This window comes from Synechococcus sp. A15-60 (assembly GCF_014280095.1).
Lineage (GTDB): Bacteria > Cyanobacteriota > Cyanobacteriia > PCC-6307 > Cyanobiaceae > Synechococcus_C.
The window spans coordinates 744,575-759,628 of sequence record NZ_CP047933.1 but is presented as its reverse complement, the minus strand read 5'-3'; the positions used below and the strand labels follow the sequence as shown (position 1 = coordinate 759,628).

The 15,054-nt window shown below is 61.0% G+C and carries 20 protein-coding genes and 1 tRNA gene; 11 read left to right on the top strand and 10 right to left on the bottom strand.

Annotation, left to right across the window (positions count from 1 at the left end; genetic code table 11):
* Nucleotides 1-78: 78 nt before the first annotated feature.
* The gene (gene psbV / locus SynA1560_RS03930; RefSeq protein WP_222930025.1) at nucleotides 79-591 is read left to right on the top strand and encodes a photosystem II cytochrome c-550; all 513 of its coding nucleotides are present in this window, start codon (nucleotides 79-81) and stop codon (nucleotides 589-591) included.
* Nucleotides 592-686: 95 nt separating this feature from the next.
* On the opposite strand, the gene SynA1560_RS03925 is transcribed toward psbV, so the two are convergent.
* The 5 genes from SynA1560_RS03925 to SynA1560_RS03905 all read right to left on the bottom strand — a co-directional run bounded on the left by SynA1560_RS03925 (nucleotide 687) and on the right by SynA1560_RS03905 (nucleotide 4,240).
* On the bottom strand, nucleotides 687-1,037 hold the full coding sequence (locus SynA1560_RS03925; protein WP_186471000.1) for a hypothetical protein: 351 nt from the start codon (nucleotides 1,035-1,037) through the stop codon (nucleotides 687-689).
* A 139-nt stretch (nucleotides 1,038-1,176) separates the two neighbouring features.
* Nucleotides 1,177-1,476 (bottom strand): ferredoxin, encoded by a 300-nt coding sequence (locus SynA1560_RS03920; protein ID WP_186470347.1) that lies wholly within the window; start codon nucleotides 1,474-1,476, stop codon nucleotides 1,177-1,179.
* A gap of 144 nt (nucleotides 1,477-1,620) precedes the next feature.
* Nucleotides 1,621-2,511 carry a 50S ribosomal protein L11 methyltransferase gene (gene prmA, locus SynA1560_RS03915; protein WP_186470346.1) on the bottom strand — a complete coding sequence of 297 codons (891 nt, stop codon included), beginning with the start codon at nucleotides 2,509-2,511 and terminating at the stop codon, nucleotides 1,621-1,623.
* On the bottom strand, nucleotides 2,511-4,097 hold the full coding sequence (gene serA / locus SynA1560_RS03910) for a phosphoglycerate dehydrogenase (protein WP_186501212.1): 1,587 nt from the start codon (nucleotides 4,095-4,097) through the stop codon (nucleotides 2,511-2,513). The genes prmA and serA overlap by 1 nt, the downstream gene beginning before the upstream one ends.
* Entirely contained in the window at nucleotides 4,094-4,240 is a 147-nt protein-coding gene (locus SynA1560_RS03905; protein WP_186501211.1) for a hypothetical protein, read from the bottom strand. Before SynA1560_RS03905 ends, serA begins: the two co-directional genes overlap by 4 nt.
* Here SynA1560_RS03905 and SynA1560_RS03900 point away from each other — a divergent pair.
* The 6 genes from SynA1560_RS03900 to SynA1560_RS03875 all read left to right on the top strand — a co-directional run bounded on the left by SynA1560_RS03900 (nucleotide 4,239) and on the right by SynA1560_RS03875 (nucleotide 8,341).
* Nucleotides 4,239-4,769: a hypothetical protein gene (locus tag SynA1560_RS03900; protein WP_186501210.1), complete on the top strand. Its 531-nt coding sequence runs from the start codon at nucleotides 4,239-4,241 to the stop codon at nucleotides 4,767-4,769. The genes SynA1560_RS03905 and SynA1560_RS03900 overlap by 2 nt on opposite strands.
* Nucleotides 4,766-5,545, top strand: a complete 780-nt coding sequence (locus SynA1560_RS03895) for a photosystem II S4 domain protein (RefSeq protein WP_186501209.1) — start codon at nucleotides 4,766-4,768, stop codon at nucleotides 5,543-5,545. Before SynA1560_RS03900 ends, SynA1560_RS03895 begins: the two co-directional genes overlap by 4 nt.
* Before the next feature lie 73 nt (nucleotides 5,546-5,618).
* Nucleotides 5,619-5,690, top strand: a tRNA-Val gene (locus SynA1560_RS03890).
* Nucleotides 5,691-5,718: 28 nt separating this feature from the next.
* The gene (murD, locus tag SynA1560_RS03885) at nucleotides 5,719-7,098 is read left to right on the top strand and encodes a UDP-N-acetylmuramoyl-L-alanine--D-glutamate ligase (protein WP_186501208.1); all 1,380 of its coding nucleotides are present in this window, start codon (nucleotides 5,719-5,721) and stop codon (nucleotides 7,096-7,098) included.
* A gap of 24 nt (nucleotides 7,099-7,122) precedes the next feature.
* Complete coding sequence (locus SynA1560_RS03880; protein ID WP_255477054.1) at nucleotides 7,123-7,584, top strand: EVE domain-containing protein; 462 nt, start codon at nucleotides 7,123-7,125, stop codon at nucleotides 7,582-7,584.
* Entirely contained in the window at nucleotides 7,568-8,341 is a 774-nt protein-coding gene (locus SynA1560_RS03875) for a hypothetical protein (RefSeq protein ID WP_186501207.1), read from the top strand. The genes SynA1560_RS03880 and SynA1560_RS03875 overlap by 17 nt, the downstream gene beginning before the upstream one ends.
* On the opposite strand, the gene SynA1560_RS03870 is transcribed toward SynA1560_RS03875, so the two are convergent.
* The 4 genes from SynA1560_RS03870 to SynA1560_RS03855 all read right to left on the bottom strand — a co-directional run bounded on the left by SynA1560_RS03870 (nucleotide 8,293) and on the right by SynA1560_RS03855 (nucleotide 9,827).
* On the bottom strand, nucleotides 8,293-8,562 hold the full coding sequence (locus SynA1560_RS03870; protein ID WP_186470339.1) for a DUF2811 domain-containing protein: 270 nt from the start codon (nucleotides 8,560-8,562) through the stop codon (nucleotides 8,293-8,295). The two genes, SynA1560_RS03875 and SynA1560_RS03870, sit on opposite strands and share 49 nt — an antisense overlap.
* 351 nt (nucleotides 8,563-8,913) lie before the next feature.
* Complete coding sequence (locus tag SynA1560_RS03865) at nucleotides 8,914-9,294, bottom strand: DUF1818 family protein (protein ID WP_186470338.1); 381 nt, start codon at nucleotides 9,292-9,294, stop codon at nucleotides 8,914-8,916.
* Nucleotides 9,291-9,518, bottom strand: coding sequence for a DNA-directed RNA polymerase subunit omega (locus SynA1560_RS03860; RefSeq protein WP_006043334.1), 228 nt, complete (start codon nucleotides 9,516-9,518; stop codon nucleotides 9,291-9,293). Before SynA1560_RS03860 ends, SynA1560_RS03865 begins: the two co-directional genes overlap by 4 nt.
* 24 nt (nucleotides 9,519-9,542) lie before the next feature.
* Nucleotides 9,543-9,827: a hypothetical protein gene (locus SynA1560_RS03855; protein WP_186501206.1), complete on the bottom strand. Its 285-nt coding sequence runs from the start codon at nucleotides 9,825-9,827 to the stop codon at nucleotides 9,543-9,545.
* Between the two features lie 39 nt (nucleotides 9,828-9,866).
* Between SynA1560_RS03855 and SynA1560_RS03850 the strand changes: the two genes are divergently transcribed.
* The 3 genes from SynA1560_RS03850 to SynA1560_RS03840 all read left to right on the top strand — a co-directional run bounded on the left by SynA1560_RS03850 (nucleotide 9,867) and on the right by SynA1560_RS03840 (nucleotide 12,723).
* Nucleotides 9,867-11,510, top strand: coding sequence for an Hsp70 family protein (locus tag SynA1560_RS03850; RefSeq protein WP_186501570.1), 1,644 nt, complete (start codon nucleotides 9,867-9,869; stop codon nucleotides 11,508-11,510).
* Nucleotides 11,511-11,580: 70 nt separating this feature from the next.
* Nucleotides 11,581-12,426, top strand: a complete 846-nt coding sequence (locus SynA1560_RS03845; protein WP_186470336.1) for a hypothetical protein — start codon at nucleotides 11,581-11,583, stop codon at nucleotides 12,424-12,426.
* 75 nt (nucleotides 12,427-12,501) lie between these two features.
* Nucleotides 12,502-12,723: a ferredoxin-thioredoxin reductase variable chain gene (locus SynA1560_RS03840; protein WP_186470335.1), complete on the top strand. Its 222-nt coding sequence runs from the start codon at nucleotides 12,502-12,504 to the stop codon at nucleotides 12,721-12,723.
* Here the strand turns inward: SynA1560_RS03840 and pyrR are convergent.
* On the bottom strand, nucleotides 12,708-13,268 hold the full coding sequence (gene pyrR, locus SynA1560_RS03835; RefSeq protein WP_186470334.1) for a bifunctional pyr operon transcriptional regulator/uracil phosphoribosyltransferase PyrR: 561 nt from the start codon (nucleotides 13,266-13,268) through the stop codon (nucleotides 12,708-12,710). The genes SynA1560_RS03840 and pyrR overlap by 16 nt on opposite strands.
* 197 nt (nucleotides 13,269-13,465) lie before the next feature.
* Between pyrR and gpmI the strand changes: the two genes are divergently transcribed.
* Nucleotides 13,466-15,049, top strand: a complete 1,584-nt coding sequence (gpmI, locus tag SynA1560_RS03830; RefSeq protein WP_255477053.1) for a 2,3-bisphosphoglycerate-independent phosphoglycerate mutase — start codon at nucleotides 13,466-13,468, stop codon at nucleotides 15,047-15,049.
* Nucleotides 15,050-15,054 lie beyond the last annotated feature (5 nt).

Genomic DNA, 15,054 nt, shown 5'->3' with positions numbered 1-15,054 from the left:
GCGGAATCCCCCACGCGTGGTTCCCACTCCGTGATACAAGAACGTGTGCGCTGTATTCGTCAGTTTCTGGCATCCTTCATGGCCTCTCTTTTTTCCAACCTGCGTCAGTCGCTGAGTCGACTGCTGATCGTGCTGCCAGTGCTGGCCAGCCTCCTGATCAGCGCCCCCGCCCAGGCCGCCCAGTGGGATGCCGAAACACTCACGGTTCCGTCCGATCCAGACGGAAGCCTGGTCACCTTCAGTGAGCAGCAGGTGAAAGCAGGACGCAAGGTGTTCAACACCAGCTGCGGCACTTGCCATGCCGGTGGCATCACCAAGACCAACCACAACGTTGGACTCGATCCTGAGACGTTGGCCCTAGCCACCCCGGCCCGCGACAACATCGCCGCCTTGGTGGACTACCTGCAGGACCCCACGTCCTACGACGGCGAATACAGCATCGCCGACTTGCATCCCAGCATGCGCAGCCGCGACCTCTATCCGGCCATGCGTGATCTCACCGACGAAGATCTGGAGTTGATGTCGGCTTACATCCTCGTGGCCCCCAAAGTTCTGGGTCCCGAGTGGGGTGGCGGCAAGATCTACTTCTGATTTGCAGCCCAGCCAATCCATCGATCAGCGCGATCCAATCAAAGCCTGCCCGAACGGGCAGGCTTTTTTTTGGGTTCTCCGCAGCATTCACCGCGCTAGGGGGCGAGATTGCTGGCCTCCATCGAGCTGGGGCGGCGGCTGTACCACCACTCCTGCATCTCAGGGGTGAATCGCTGCGGAAAGAGCGTTAAGACTGTCTGCGTGGGCCGGGACCCGGGCTGGAGCAGCTCAACGGCGTACGACGGGCAGCGGCGCGACGCCAGATCCGGCACAAAACGGCGACCCACACGGCGCCAGCTGGGCTCTTTGCTGCGCCAGGCGAGACGACAACAGGGCCAAGGCAGATCCTCCCGATCAAACAGGCGGCAACAGGGGCCGATCACACGAAAGCTGTATTGCCCCCCCGGACTGGTGTGAACCGTGCCGTGATCCAGCAGAGTGACCATGTCAGTGCCCAGGGATGCAGCAGGAACAGCCGACATCGGCGAACGATCGATGCCGCACCACCCTGACAGCAAAAAGCCACCCCTGTGGAGGGGTGGCTGAAGTTTCAAGAGATGAATCGACCGGAGCGCAGCTGGAAGCTCAGTAAAGCTCTTCTTCTGCGTGAGTCTTGATGGTGCAGTCAGAGGTGGGGTAGGCCACGCACGTCAGCACGAAACCAGCTTCGATCTGGTCGTCATCCAGGAAGCTCTGGTCAGACTGATCCACGGTGCCCGCAGTGAGCTTGCCTGCACAGGTGGAGCAAGCACCGGCACGACAGGAGTAGGGGAGGTCAATGCCCTGCTCTTCAGCGGCATCGAGGATGTACTGATCGTCGGGGACTTCGATGGTCTTGTTGAGACCTTCGCTTTCGGCGACCAGGGTGACCTTGTAAGAAGCCATGAGTGGTGAGAATTTGCAGCGGCTCGTATCAAACGAACCTGCAGGACGGCATCTTTCTACATCCTCCAAGCCTCCAGACAGTGACTTAACGGCCCGTTTGCAGGCAAGGCCAATCAAAGCGGAAACACCCATAAGGCCCGCTTATCAAGCATGGCGCTGAATCTCCAGCAGACCCCAGCGCCCCTGCTCAGCCAGGGGCTGCACCGACCATCCAAGTCCCTCCAGCACCTCAGTAAGCCGGGGAGCCTGTTCCACCAGCAATCCACTCAGCAAGCCCCGCCCACCGGCACTCAGAACCCCTTGAAACTTGGGTGCCAGCGCCTCGATCACCGGGGCCAGGATGTTGCAGAGCAACAGGTCCGCTGGCTCCCCTGACAGCAACTCCTGAAGCACCTCTACCGAGCCTTGACGCACCCTCAAGGCATCAGGCGCCAGCGCATTGATCGCAGCATTGTCGTTCGTCGCTCGCACCGCCAGGGAGTCCGTATCGGCAGCCAGCACTTGACGGGCACCTAGCCCCAGGGCTGCCAGTCCGAGAACGCCGCTGCCACAGCCCAGATCAGCCACCCTCAATCCTTTTGGCGGCGTTGCTTCAAGCGCTTCGAGGCAGAGCCGTGTCGTGGGATGACTGCCCGTCCCGAAGGCACTGCCGGGGTCCATCTTCAACACGAGGCGACCGGCATGCTCCTCAGGCACCTCCAACCAGGCCGGCAGGATGAGCATGCCGCGGCCAACGGGATCCGGTTGCCAGTGCTGCTTCCAGCTCCGGCTCCAATCCTCATCAGCGAGCTCATCCCATCGAGGCGCCGCGAGAGCCAGTCCAAAGGTGTGCGCGAGGGGCTCAAGGCTGCCAAGCAGCTCATGGCGCTGGTCCACCGGCCACTCATGGGCCGGCAACCATGCCAGCAAGGTGCACTGATCCGGTGTTTCCGGTGCGTGTTGCACAGCAACCCGATGCAGGCCGAGCTCATTCAGCTTCCAGAGAAGCGATTCTTCAAGCTCGGGCTGAATCGGAAGAGACAGCCGCCACCACATCACAGCGTCACAGGATGAGCTTCCTGGATGCCATTAATGCTGTTGATCGTGGCCAGCAAAGCCGGCGGGATCGGATCGTCAATGCTCAACACCATCACGGCATCACCCCGGACGATGCGACGGCCCACCTGCATCGAAGCAATGTTCACATTGTGTTCTCCGAGCAGAGAGCCGAGGTGGCCAATGATCCCAGGCATATCCCGGTGACGGGTGAACAACATGTGGCGGCTTGGCGGCACATTCACCGGAAATTCATCGATCGTGGTGACTCGCAGTTCCCCATCCGCAAACACGGCGCCGGTGACGCTGTGCCCCCCCTGAGAGCCACGGGTGGTGAGCTGCAGGGAACCACCCGCGAAATCACGACTGGCGTCATCCTTGACTTCCAAGACGTTGATGCCGCGCCCCTTGGCCTCTAGGGAGGCATTGACGTAATTGATGCGGTCACCGAGGGCACTCGTGAGAAGCCCCTTCAAGGCAGCCACCACCAGAGGCTGTGACGGATGGCTCGCAAATTCACCCTGGAGACGGACCTCCAGCTCCTGAAGCTGACCACCACTGAACTGACTCACCAGCAGTCCGAGGGTCTCGGCCAGCTGAAGATGCGGCTTGAGCCGCTCCATGATCTCGGCACTCAGCCCAGGAATATTGACGGCACTGCGTGCCGGCAACCCAAGCAACACATCTCGGATCTGCTCTGCAACGTCAATGGCAACATTCTCCTGCGCTTCTTCGGTAGAGGCACCCAGGTGGGGCGTCAGCACCAGACCGCGCTCCACGCCACGCAGCGGCGAATCCTGAGCGAGAGGCTCCGACGCGAACACATCAAGGCCGGCTCCAGCGATCACACCAGTCTCGATTGCTTCCGCGATGGCTGCCTCATCCACAATGCCGCCGCGGGCGCAGTTCACGATCCGCGCCGTGGGCTTCATCGTGCGCAGCAACTCGGCGTTCACGAGATTTTCGGTGTCCGGAGTGCGAGGGATATGCAAGGTGATGTAGTCAGCCTGCCGGAACAGATCCTCAAGCGTTGTCAATCGCACCTGCATCTGCTGAGCACGCTCGGCTGACACGAAAGGATCGAAGGCGATCACATTCATGCCCATCGCCTTGGCAACCTTGGTTACGTGGGAGCCGATCTTGCCCAGACCCACCACGCCGAGCACCTTTTTATAGAGCTCGTTTCCAACGTATTTCTTACGGTCCCACGCGCCGGCGCGCATCGAACCGTGGGCCTGGGGCACATGGCGTGAGAGCGAGAGCAACAGCGCCAGAGCATGCTCGGCGGCAGCGATGGTGTTGCCTTCAGGGGAATTCACCACCAGCACACCTCGCTGCGTGGCCGCCGGCACGTCCACGTTGTCGACACCCACACCGGCACGCCCAATAATCCGCAAACGATCAGCCGCCTCGATCACATCGGCGGTGACCTGCGTTCCGGAACGGATCATCAGGGCGTCGTACTCGCCGATGATCGCCTTGAGTTCCTCAACGGAGAGGCCGGTCCGTTGGTCCACCTGGGCCACCTGCCCCAGGATGTCTAAACCCGCCTGATCGATGGGGTCTGAAACAAGAACTTTGGTCATCCAGCGGCGGGGAAAAAGCCGTCATTCACTTTAGAGATCGGCCCGATCAGCACCCCAGCGCCGGAATGCCCTGGCAAGGCTCCAAAAACCCACCAACGATCAGCTCCACCATGGAGAATGGCGGCCCGCACCGATTCGCTCATGCCTGCCTGCGTCCTGGTGCTCAAGGAACGCGCCTCCGCCGAGACTCTCTATAAATCGCTGCAGGACGCTGGCGTCCCTTTAACCCGTGTGGCCCTGGTAGCACCCGACCAAGGGGATCCTGGCCAGGGAGTGCTCACTCCTGAACCCATGGAGCAAGTTGAACTGCTGAACCCAAGCATTGCCAGGAACCGACGTCAGAAGTCGATGTCGCGCTGGCTGCTGCCGTTCGGGTTCATGGCCGGTCTCACCTTCACGCAGATCACCACCCTCGACACCTTCTCCCAATTCGGGCCGATCGGAGAAGCCCTGATCGGCGGACTGCTGGGCATGGGGTCGGGCCTGATGGGTAGCTACGCCGCCGCAGCCAGCGTTCCATCGGAAAACGAAGACGGCGTGCGCATCCTCCGCAACCGTCACCAAGAACAACTCTGGTTGCTGTTGCTGGAAACACCCGCTGGACGAGAAGTGCCCTGGCAATTGGTCCAGAAGACACGCCCCCAGCAAGTGGTGCGCCTCAGCGAGCTATGAGTCTCCCCCGCGATCAACTGCTCGACGGCGCCCTCCATCCCGAAACGATGGCGCAACTGCTTGACCAGGCCGAGGAGACCTTGCGCACCTGGCAACCCTGCTGGAGCCCCTTCCTGAGCGGACCTGAGCTGGAGGAAGCACGGCGTTTGGAGACCCTCAGCGAACTGCGGCTTGTGCGGGATGGAGGGCGTGCTGACGCAGAGCGCTGCCGTCTGCAATTGAGCCGTAGCGATCAGGAGTCCTCTCCGTCGCCAGCTCCCATGGCAGGTCTGCGCCTCGAAGGCAACTTTCTGTTCGACCGAGCCGAGCCTGACGACATGCGAAAGGCCCTGATCGAACTGGGGGCGACAGCAGAGTCCATCGGCGATCTCTGGCTGCGGGGTGACCGGGGGGCTCAAGCGGTCTGCACACCGGAAGCGGCATCACAGCTAGACGGTCGAACCGGGCAAGTCCGTGACGTTCCCCTCTTGGTGGAAGCTGTGACGATCGAGCAGCTGCAGTGGCCAGCCCAGAGATCTTCGAAAAAGTTCCATAGCGTGGAAGCCTCCTGCCGGCTGGATGCCATTGCATCGGCTGGATTCGGCCTGTCACGGGCCAAAGTGACTCGGCAGATTCGCGAGGGCCGGCTTCGGCTGAACTGGCAACCCGTGCGACAGGCCAGCCGCGATCTGAAAGTGGGTGATTGTCTCCAACTTCAGGACCGAGGCAGCGTGGAGGTCTTGAGCCTGCAGCTGACCAAACGTGATCGCTGGCGGGTGGAAATGCTGCGCCGGTGAGCTGCTAACTTCAGTCGAGTCCGGTTGAGGGAATCTCAGCCGAATTGGGAATTCACTTCAAGGGTGAACTTTCGGGCGATTAGCTCAGAGGTAGAGCACTACCTTGACACGGTAGGAGTCACTGGTTCGATTCCAGTATCGCCCATTTCCCTTGTGGGAACAGGAGTCAGGCCATGAGCTGCACCATCGTCGTCGGGCTCGGACGCTCGGGAGTCGGTGCCGCACGGCTGCTCAAGGCGCAGGGTGCTGAGGTCATCGTGCTGGAGCATGCCGATGACGCAGCGGCCCAGCGCAAAGCCAAGGCCCTGAACGAGCAAGGGATCGAGGTCAAGCTCGGGCAAGCGCTGGAACTCGCCCAATTCGAGCCCTGGCTCGCCGCGATCGAGCAAGTCGTGATCAGCCCTGGAATTTCCTGGACCCACCCAACCCTCGAAGCCCTGCGTGCACTGGGTGTGACCATCCGAGGAGAGATGGCGATCGCCTGGCAGGCGCTTGGCCATTGCCCCTGGATCGGCATCACAGGCACCAACGGCAAGACCACCGTCACCCACCTGCTGCACCACGTGCTCACCCAGGCAGGCCTCGAGGCACCGATGGCAGGCAATGTTGGCTTCTCAGCAGCGGAACTCGCCCTGGCCTGCCAGGACGGATCAACACCCTCACCCGATTGGGTGGTGATGGAGATGAGCAGCTACCAGATCGAAGCAGCCCCCGAGGTAGCGCCCCGGATCGGCATCTGGACAACGCTGACTCCTGACCATCTGGAACGGCATGGAACGCTGGAGGTTTACCGCTCGATTAAGCGTGGGCTGCTGGAACGCTCCGAGCTGGCGCTGCTCAACGGAGATGATCCCGACATCAGCAGCAACCGAAACCAGTGGCAGCATCCCCGGGTTCGCTGGATCAGCACTCAGGCCGAGAGCAAGAACAGCGACCTGAGGATCAGCTCGGACGACTGGGTGTGTCGCGGCAAGGAGCGACTTTTCAGCGCTGACGCTCTGCCGATGCCGGGAGCGCACAACCGTCAGAACATGCTTCTGGTCACAGCGGCTGCACTGGAGGCCGGACTGTCGCCGGACTGCATTGAAGCGGCCCTGCGCAGTTTCCCTGGCGTGCCTCACCGGCTCGAACCGCTCGGTTGCGTGCACGACGTGGCAGTCTTCAACGACAGCAAAGCCACCAATTACGACGCCGCAGCCGTCGGCCTGCGCTCCGTGACGGCTCCCGTGGTGCTCTTGGCCGGCGGACAAACCAAGCAAGGCGACGCTCGGGACTGGCTGCAGCTCATCAATCAGCGCTGCAGTGCTGTGGTGTTGTTTGGAGCTGGCGCCGAAGAACTGCGCGCACTGATTGCAAGCAGCTCGTTTTCAGGCGCTGTGGCGATGTTCGAGGGTCTGGAGGCGTCCCTTGACCATGGGTTGACGCTGGCTGAAGAGCAGAAGGCAGCAAGCCTGTTGCTGTCACCCGCCTGTGCCAGCTTCGATCAGTACGTGGATTTCGAAGCACGCGGAGATCATTTCCGATCGCTGATTGCTTCCAGACAAGCGGCCTAGGCTGAGCGAAGCCTCCCGGATCCTGTGGCCTACTGGCTGATGAAAAGCGAACCCGACGTCTACGGGATCGATCATCTTCAGAAGGAACAGACCACGCTTTGGGACGGCATCCGCAACTATCAGGCGCGCAACTTCATGCGCACGATGGCAGTGGGTGACCAGGCATTTTTCTATCACTCCAACTGCAAGCCGCCGGGGATTGTTGGCCTCATGGACGTGGTGGAAACAGGCCTGGTGGATCCCACCCAATTCGATCCTTCATCGAAATACCACGACGCCGCCTCGAAACCCGAGGCACCACGTTGGGACTGTGTGCGCCTTGCTTATCGCGGCCGATTCCAGACAATGCTGAGCCTCGAGGATCTCCGCCAGGCCTACGAGCCTGATCAACTCGCTGTGGTGCGTCGCGGCAACCGGCTATCCATCCTTCCCGTGGATGAAACGATCGCCCGCGATCTGCTCGAACGCCTTGGCGAACTCCGTTGACAACGCGGGGCGTCAGCCGATCGAGCGACTCCCCATCACCACAATCATTCCTCGGGCCTGGATCGGTTTCAGTCAGGCCCCCTGGCGGTGTGTCGGTCTGACCGCGCTGATGCTGGTGATCTTGACGGGCTTTGGGGTGATCGCCAGGGATCTTCAGCAGAGCAGCCACTGGTGGCTCGCCACGCTCGGGGATTTGCTGTTGGTGATCAGCATTCCAACAGCCCTGATTCCGCTCGTCGCCCTTCTGCGTCTTGCGGACAGGCTTCTTCCTCCTGGGTCGTCGAACGAATCTGGCGCAGATCCGCCATCAAACCGGCAGCTGCTTTGGGTGTTCAAACAGACCGCTGCCCTGGCACTGCTCGAAGGCGTGATTCTGATCGGAGCGATGAATCTGATTCGGGTGGCCAGCGCTGTGATGGCTGGCCACAGCGGCGTTTTCTCCAATTTGATTCTGGTCCTAGGAGGTACGGCTTTGGCCATCTGGACCTTGGGGCAATCTCTGGCGCTGCCCCTGCTGGTGCATCACGGCCACCGCCCGCTGGCAGCAATGGAACACAGCCGCCGATTGGTTCAGACCAATCGGCTGAAGGTTTTGGCGCTGCTGGGACTTCTCCTCGGGATCAATCTGCTCGGCTTAATGGGTGCTTGTCTCGGCCTTCTTCTCAGTCTCCCAATCAGCGCCCTGTTGCTGATGGCCAGCTGCCGCACTCAGACGCCGTGGGTGAGGGAATCACGGCAAAACATGTTGCCCACATAAAGGCGGGTGATCTCACGGGATTCCACTCCATTTTGAATCAGGAAGCCGGCGAGAGCCGCTTGCACGAGGCGGTATTGATCCCAGTTGGGGCAGCGCTCAATGAAACTCACCATCGCTTGCTGAAGGGGCTGAGGGAGTTCGGAGTGAAAGCTCACTGCTGAATTCTCTGGCAGGCCGGCCTCCGTGGACGACAGGCGGAGCTGCTGCGCCTGCGCCGACATGGACGTTTTGGCCTGTGAACCTTGGAACCGCCCAATTCCCTGCATTCGTATCGCTCAAGTGAGCACTAGTTCTCCACATCCCGGCGCCGGAGTCAAGGCGCCGCAAAAGCCTCTTCTCAAGCCGTCTCACATCAAGACTTCAGCAGCTGGAACTGTTTCCAGCCTGCGATTTTCACGAGTCAAGCCAGAAGAGGCAGGTCGAACATTCGTCAACCAACCAACCAACCGCAAAGCGGGTTTTCCACAGAGCCCCATCGAATGGACCAACTAAGCACCAAGCCTGTGGAAAACCATCCCAGAGTCATGGGGAATCTCCGGGGAAAATCAATCAGAGACGATTCATTAGCTGCCCTAATCATGACAGCTGTCCCACATGGTTCTCATCGCCGCGGCCATCGCCTGAGCGGCGGGCGCCGGCCAGCGCACTTCCAAGCCACGGACTCCGGAGGAGCCAGCACTCAAAATCACCCTCAAAGACCAAGTGGAGCAGTCTCCATCCAGGCATGCCCACCACTCTGAGTTCTCCAACTCAAGCGTGATCGCCTCATCCGGCATCAACTGATCCCTGATGCACCTGTGCTGATCGACAAGTTTTCGCAAAACGGAAGCCAACGCGCAGGCTTCCGTCTCGGTAAGTTCCAGAGCCCAGGTTTCCCCTCCAATCAGCACGGGGAAGCCTGAACGCTGCGGATCACGGGCCAACCTCCAGCCCGGCCCCTCCTGCTGAATCATCCAGGCAGAAGGTCAGGCTGGTCTTGCTCATCGCTGAGTTCAACAATGGCGCGTTGCACCGGCTTGACACTGGACTCCTCCAAGAGCCCGTCGAAGTCATCAAAGCGACGCTGCTTGGCGCGAAAGGCAATCCGCACTGTCGTCAGATAGCGGTTGCTGGACTGACGGATCAGGCTTTCTCCGCGCTTGGCGAGGTCCTGATGATCCACTCCGGCGGTGAGCATGCCCAAACCCAGTAATTCTTAATTCTACGAGAAGAGATCGCTGTGAAAGGGAATGCGCATTGGGTAGCAGCGTTGAGGCCGTCCTGGCACCCGCAGAATGATCTGTCGACCCAGCCCCATCGCAACCAGGGGACGGCGCAGGTGACTGAGCAGTGCACTGACCTCCTCGAGATGCTGGGCATCGACGCACTCGATACGAATGGTGCCCCAACTTCGAGACATGCGGCAATCCCGCAGCGGTTCCAGCTCCGCTTCGATCTCGGGGTCTTCCCGATAAAAGGAAAACACCAGCCGTCTTAACCGATCCATCGTTGGTCCCCGTAGCCTCGACCTGTCCCCAACCTGCCCATAGCGGTGGTCAAGACCCCTGCTGGCGAACAAAACCTTCATCTTTCCGATCCACCCGCTTGCATCGGAACCCTGGCCATCGACCTTGGCAGCTCCACCACGGTGGTGGCCTTCCAACGCGCCAACCAGGCGCAGATCGAACTGCTCGAGCTGCCCGCCATCTCGCGCGAACAAGGGTCGGTCCCATCTCTGATCTGGGCCGAACATGCTGGTGACGGAGCGGTTCTGGTGGGTCGTCAGGTGCTCGAAGGGGGCCTGAATGAGCGCGATGCCCCCCAGTTGCATCGCGACTTCAAACGACAGATCGGTCAAGCCGCAATCGCCGAGACGACGTCGCATCGTTTGAGTCCTGAGCAGGCTGGTGCTCGACTGCTTCTTGAGATCTGGAAGCGCATGCCTCCTGAACTCACCATCGAACGCCTGGTGCTCACCGCCCCTGTGGACCAGGGAGCTGCCTATTGCGACTGGCTTGTTCAAGCCTGTGCCCCCATGGATGTGGGTGAGGTCGCGCTCGTGGATGAGCCCACAGCCGCGGCTCTGGGTGCAGGCCTTGCGGCGGGATCCAAGCTCTTAGTGGTGGATCTTGGGGGGGGCACCCTTGACCTGTCGTTGGTGGCCCTCGAGGGGGGAGAAGGCCGTGCGGCGCCCTTGGCTCAGCTTCTTCGCTTTCGCGGAAAAGACCTGAGGGACAGCCGTCAGACCCTGCGACAGGCAACAGTGCTGGGGAAAGCAGGAATCAACCTGGGAGGTCGGGATTTCGACCGCTGGATCCTCGATGCATTGCAACCGGAAGGACTGCCTGATGAGGGCGATGGGCTAATCGCACTGCTCAATGCAGCGGAACGCCTGAAGTGTCGGCTGAGCGACAGCGATCGATCCGAGCGTGAAACACTCATCGAACTAGCGAGCAGCAGGGATTTAGAACACCCTGTGCAGCTGCGCATGGACCGACAGACCTTCAGTCAGCTGCTGAGCGATCGGGGATTATTCACAGCACTCGAAGGGCTGCTGGAGCAAACCCTGAAGGAGGCCGAACTCAAGGGCTGCCGCCGTGAGGATCTGGATGCTGTCGTACTGGTGGGCGGCGGGGCCCACCTACCCCAGCTGAAGCAGTGGCTGGAGCAGGCCCTGCCCTCGACACCGATGCTCACCCCACCACCCATGGCGGCCGTTGCCAAAGGGGCCCTGAGCCTCACGCCTGGAGTGCGCCTGCAAGATCTGCTCCAGAAAGGAATTTCATTGCGCTGCTGGAACCGACGCAGCCATGCCCATCACTGGCACCCCTTGTTTATGCGTGGCCAGCCCTGGCCTTCGAGCCAGCCGCTGGAGCTCGTTCTGAGCGCCAGCAACCCCGACCAGACAAGTGTTGAACTGGTTCTGGGGGAAGCGCAACCACACATGCGCTACGAAGTGGTGATGGTCGACGGTCTGCCGCAGGTGCTGGAAACCAGCGAAAGCTGGACCAACGTCAACCGCCGTGACGGCATCACCTGTGAGCTGCCACTGGTGCCTCCTGGGCAACCCGGTGAAGACTGCCTGAAACTGCGTTTTCACCTGAATGACAAGGCCGAGCTGATCCTGGAGGGAGACGATCTGCGCACAGGAGCCCCATTGGAGCGGCAGGTTCTCGGCACCGTGCGGTGAGCGGGCCGTCCACAGAGGCGTGTGCGCTCAAAGCGTCATCCATAGAAAGGTTGATATTTGCCGTCCAGCCTTGGCGCTTCGCCGCCACCTGCCACGTCTCTGGTTGTTCGCCACATTGAGTGGTGTGGCAGGTTTGTGCGGGGTTGCGTACTGGTGGGAACAGCAACTGCCGGAGCGCCTACGAGACGCGGCCTCCCGCAGTGATTTCGAGGCGTGTCTGCGCTACGGAGAGCAGCTGGCGGCCCTGCGCTGGCTGGCGCAGGATGCCCCGACGGAACAGGCGGTGTGTCGACGCCGCCAAGCGGAACTGGCCTGGGAAGCCGGAGAAAGCGCCAAGGCGCTTCAGCTGCAGTCGCAGCTAGTGATTTCAGAGGTTGGCTCGGAGACAGAACGCAACAGGGATCGTGAGCGCTTGAGCCAATGGCGCAAACGGTTGCAGTCTCGTGCCTTGGAACAGTTCCGAGCCGGCGATCTCGACGCAGCGCTGGCCACGCTCCAGCCGCTTGAACTCAAAGGTCAGCGACCCGGCAGCCAACTCAGCGACAGTCTGCGCGAAACCTGGAACCGCAATCGCATCGACCATGAGCGTCTGAAGAGCAAGGTGGAGCGGCAGCAGTGGTGGGAAGCGCTCAGCGTGCTCAATCAGCTGGATCATCCCTGGTGGCAGACCCATGCGCTGCCCCTGCGCCAGGAGGTGGAGCTGGCGATTCAGAGTCTCCGGGACCTGCAGGAACACCACAGCCATGGAAGCCTCCCTGCCCATACCGTCGATGGAGCGCGCCTGAATGCAGCCGTCGAAGATCGTCTGGCCAGTGGGATGGATCCCTGGAGTGCGTTCGTTGCAGGTTGCTCCGATCTGGGCGGCGTTCTGGTGGAAGAAGGTCCCGAGAGCCTCTGCAGGGCGGAGCAGCCGTGAGCAAATCAGCCGTGAGCGAAGCCGCCATGAGCGAAGCAGCCGTGACAGGATGTGCCGCATTGGGATCAATCGCGCATGCAGCCGGGTGACAAGGTCGTGGTGACCTCATCAGTGATCGTCTACAACCACCCTCAGCATCGGGGCGAGGCTTTCGATATGAAAGGGAGCGAGGGTGACGTCGTCAACGTGCTTTCGGAATGGAAGGGTCGTCCGATCAGCCCGACGCTCCCTGTGATCGTGGCCTTCGGTCGCTACAAAGCCCACTTCCGCGACGACGAACTTCAGTCCGCTTCCTGAAGGCTGCGGAGGAAAACGCCTTCCTCCCCATCCACATCCAGCAAACGCAGCTCGATGCTTTCCGTGCGCCGCGTGGGGACTGAACGTCCGCAGAAGTCTGGCTGAATCGGCAGTTCGCGATGGCCACGGTCGACCATGACAAGCAACAGAACTCGTCTTGGTCGCCCCCAGGCCTGAATCGCTTCAAGGGCGGCACGGATTGTCCGGCCTGTGAAAATCACATCGTCGACCAGCAGCACATCGCGTCCTTCGACGCTGACAGGAAGGTCGGTGGCCTGCACGGGACGCATCGCTACCCGCTCTAGATCATCGCGGTGAAAAGTGGGATCCAAACTTCCTTGCGCCACCGGATGACCGCTCTGCTCCTCCAGACACTGCGCAAGCACCGCCGAAAGCTGAACCCCACGGGTGGGAATTCCCAGCAGTACAAGCTGCTCAACTCCGCCAACACATTCGAGAACCTGTGAGGCCAGCCTGGACAGAGTTCTCCTGACGTCATCGGCGGAAAGAATCTCGATTCGCTCACCATTCCCGGGTGACACCATGACCGAAGCGATGGAAGAAGAGACTTTATGCCGATTTTTGGCCTTCAGATATGCAAAAGCTGACTGTTCGGCGCACAAGCATTCCCTGAGAGAGGGGTCCGGAGGTAGCTTTGGATTCTGGAGAAGGCCTTAAGAACGGATAGAGCGTTTTGACCGTTGCTGAGAGTGATAAGCGAAGTCCACTCAAGGATCGGGCCGTGGCACCCGTTGTGCTGGCCATTCTTGATGGATGGGGCGAGCGCAGCGACACCGATCACAACGCGATCCGTTCAGCAGAGACACCCGTGATGGATGCGCTGCGGCACGCATATCCCCAGACATTGATTCAGGCCAGCGGCTCCCATGTGGGCTTACCCGATGGCCAAATGGGCAACTCCGAAGTCGGTCACCTCACCATCGGCGCTGGTCGGATCATTCGCCAGGAGTTGGTTCGGATCGGCGATACGGTCCGCGAGAAGCAACTGGACGCCGTCCCCAGCCTGCAGGCTCTAGCAGGACGTCTGCGCACCAATGGTGGGACGCTGCACCTGCTCGGACTCTGCTCCGATGGCGGCGTTCACAGCCATGTGGATCACCTCTGCGGGTTGCTCCACTGGGCCGCTGACCAAGGCCTCAACAATGTCGCCATTCATGCGGTCACCGATGGACGCGATACGCCCACCCAGAGCGGGCCGGGGTACCTGAAACAGATTGAGAACGCCATCGCCTCGAGCGGCGTCGGCCGCATCGTGAGCTTGTGCGGCCGCTACTGGGCGATGGACCGAGATCAGCGCTGGGAGCGCACAGAAAAGGCCTATGACCTGCTGACCAACCCAGAGGTGCCGGTGAATCCGCTCTCGGCCACCGAGGCCCTGGAGGCCAGCTATGCCAGCGAAATCACCGATGAGTTTGTGGAACCCATCCGGCTGGCCGACAGCTACCTCAAGGATGGAGACGCGCTGCTGATGTTCAACTTCAGACCCGATCGGGCGCGCCAAATCGTTCAGTCCCTCGTTCGCGAGACCTTCGATGGGTTTGAGCGTCCCCAACGGCCTGAGCTGGATGTGGTGACTTTCACCCAATACGAAGCGACCCTGCCCGTGGAGGTCGCCTTCCCACCCGAATCGCTCGACGACCTGTTGGGACATGTGGTGTCCGCTCAAGGTTTACGTCAGTACCGCACGGCCGAAACCGAAAAGTACCCGCACGTCACCTACTTCATGAATGGCGGAGTGGAGCAACCTCTCAAGGGAGAAGACCGCCATCTCGTGCCCTCCCCTCGTGTGGCCACCTACGACCAGGCTCCGGCCATGGCTGCGAACACCCTCACCGACAGCTGCATCGACGCGATTGAACAAGGGGTGTATTCACTGGTGGTGATTAACTACGCAAATCCAGACATGGTGGGGCACACCGGCGTCATGGAAGCGGCCACCGAGGCCATTCAAACGGTGGATCACTGCATCGGCAGACTCCTGGATGCGGTCGGCCGCATGGGAGGAACACTGATGATCACCGCTGACCACGGCAATGCCGAGCGGATGCAAGGTGACGACGGTCAGGCCTGGACGGCGCACACCACCAACCCCGTGCCGTTGATCCTTGTTGAGGGAGAGCGCCGCAAGGTGCCTGGTATGGGAAATGCCATCCGACTGAGAGAGAACGGTGGTCTGGCGGACATCGCCCCGACCCTGCTTCAGCTCCTGGATCTCGACAAACCTGCGGCGATGACCGGAAGCACTCTGATTGAACCGATCGACACGGCTGTGCCCTCAACGGCTCGCCTGCCTCAGCCGGCCTGAGCCAC

What these genes read in the sequence shown, in the direction of transcription:
- psbV (WP_222930025.1), top strand. Translation starts at nt 79, where the DNA reads ATGGCCTCTCTTTTTTCCAACCTGCGTCAGTCGCTGAGTCGACTGCTG.
- SynA1560_RS03925 (WP_186471000.1), bottom strand. Translation starts at nt 1,037, where the DNA reads ATGGTCACTCTGCTGGATCACGGCACGGTTCACACCAGTCCGGGGGGG.
- SynA1560_RS03920 (WP_186470347.1), bottom strand. Translation starts at nt 1,476, where the DNA reads ATGGCTTCTTACAAGGTCACCCTGGTCGCCGAAAGCGAAGGTCTCAAC.
- prmA (WP_186470346.1), bottom strand. Translation starts at nt 2,511, where the DNA reads ATGTGGTGGCGGCTGTCTCTTCCGATTCAGCCCGAGCTTGAAGAATCG.
- serA (WP_186501212.1), bottom strand. Translation starts at nt 4,097, where the DNA reads ATGACCAAAGTTCTTGTTTCAGACCCCATCGATCAGGCGGGTTTAGAC.
- SynA1560_RS03900 (WP_186501210.1), top strand. Translation starts at nt 4,239, where the DNA reads ATGCCTGCCTGCGTCCTGGTGCTCAAGGAACGCGCCTCCGCCGAGACT.
- SynA1560_RS03905 (WP_186501211.1), bottom strand. Translation starts at nt 4,240, where the DNA reads ATGAGCGAATCGGTGCGGGCCGCCATTCTCCATGGTGGAGCTGATCGT.
- SynA1560_RS03895 (WP_186501209.1), top strand. Translation starts at nt 4,766, where the DNA reads ATGAGTCTCCCCCGCGATCAACTGCTCGACGGCGCCCTCCATCCCGAA.
- murD (WP_186501208.1), top strand. Translation starts at nt 5,719, where the DNA reads ATGAGCTGCACCATCGTCGTCGGGCTCGGACGCTCGGGAGTCGGTGCC.
- SynA1560_RS03870 (WP_186470339.1), bottom strand. Translation starts at nt 8,562, where the DNA reads ATGTCGGCGCAGGCGCAGCAGCTCCGCCTGTCGTCCACGGAGGCCGGC.
- SynA1560_RS03865 (WP_186470338.1), bottom strand. Translation starts at nt 9,294, where the DNA reads ATGATTCAGCAGGAGGGGCCGGGCTGGAGGTTGGCCCGTGATCCGCAG.
- SynA1560_RS03860 (WP_006043334.1), bottom strand. Translation starts at nt 9,518, where the DNA reads ATGCTCACCGCCGGAGTGGATCATCAGGACCTCGCCAAGCGCGGAGAA.
- SynA1560_RS03855 (WP_186501206.1), bottom strand. Translation starts at nt 9,827, where the DNA reads ATGGATCGGTTAAGACGGCTGGTGTTTTCCTTTTATCGGGAAGACCCC.
- SynA1560_RS03840 (WP_186470335.1), top strand. Translation starts at nt 12,502, where the DNA reads ATGCAGCCGGGTGACAAGGTCGTGGTGACCTCATCAGTGATCGTCTAC.
- pyrR (WP_186470334.1), bottom strand. Translation starts at nt 13,268, where the DNA reads ATGGTGTCACCCGGGAATGGTGAGCGAATCGAGATTCTTTCCGCCGAT.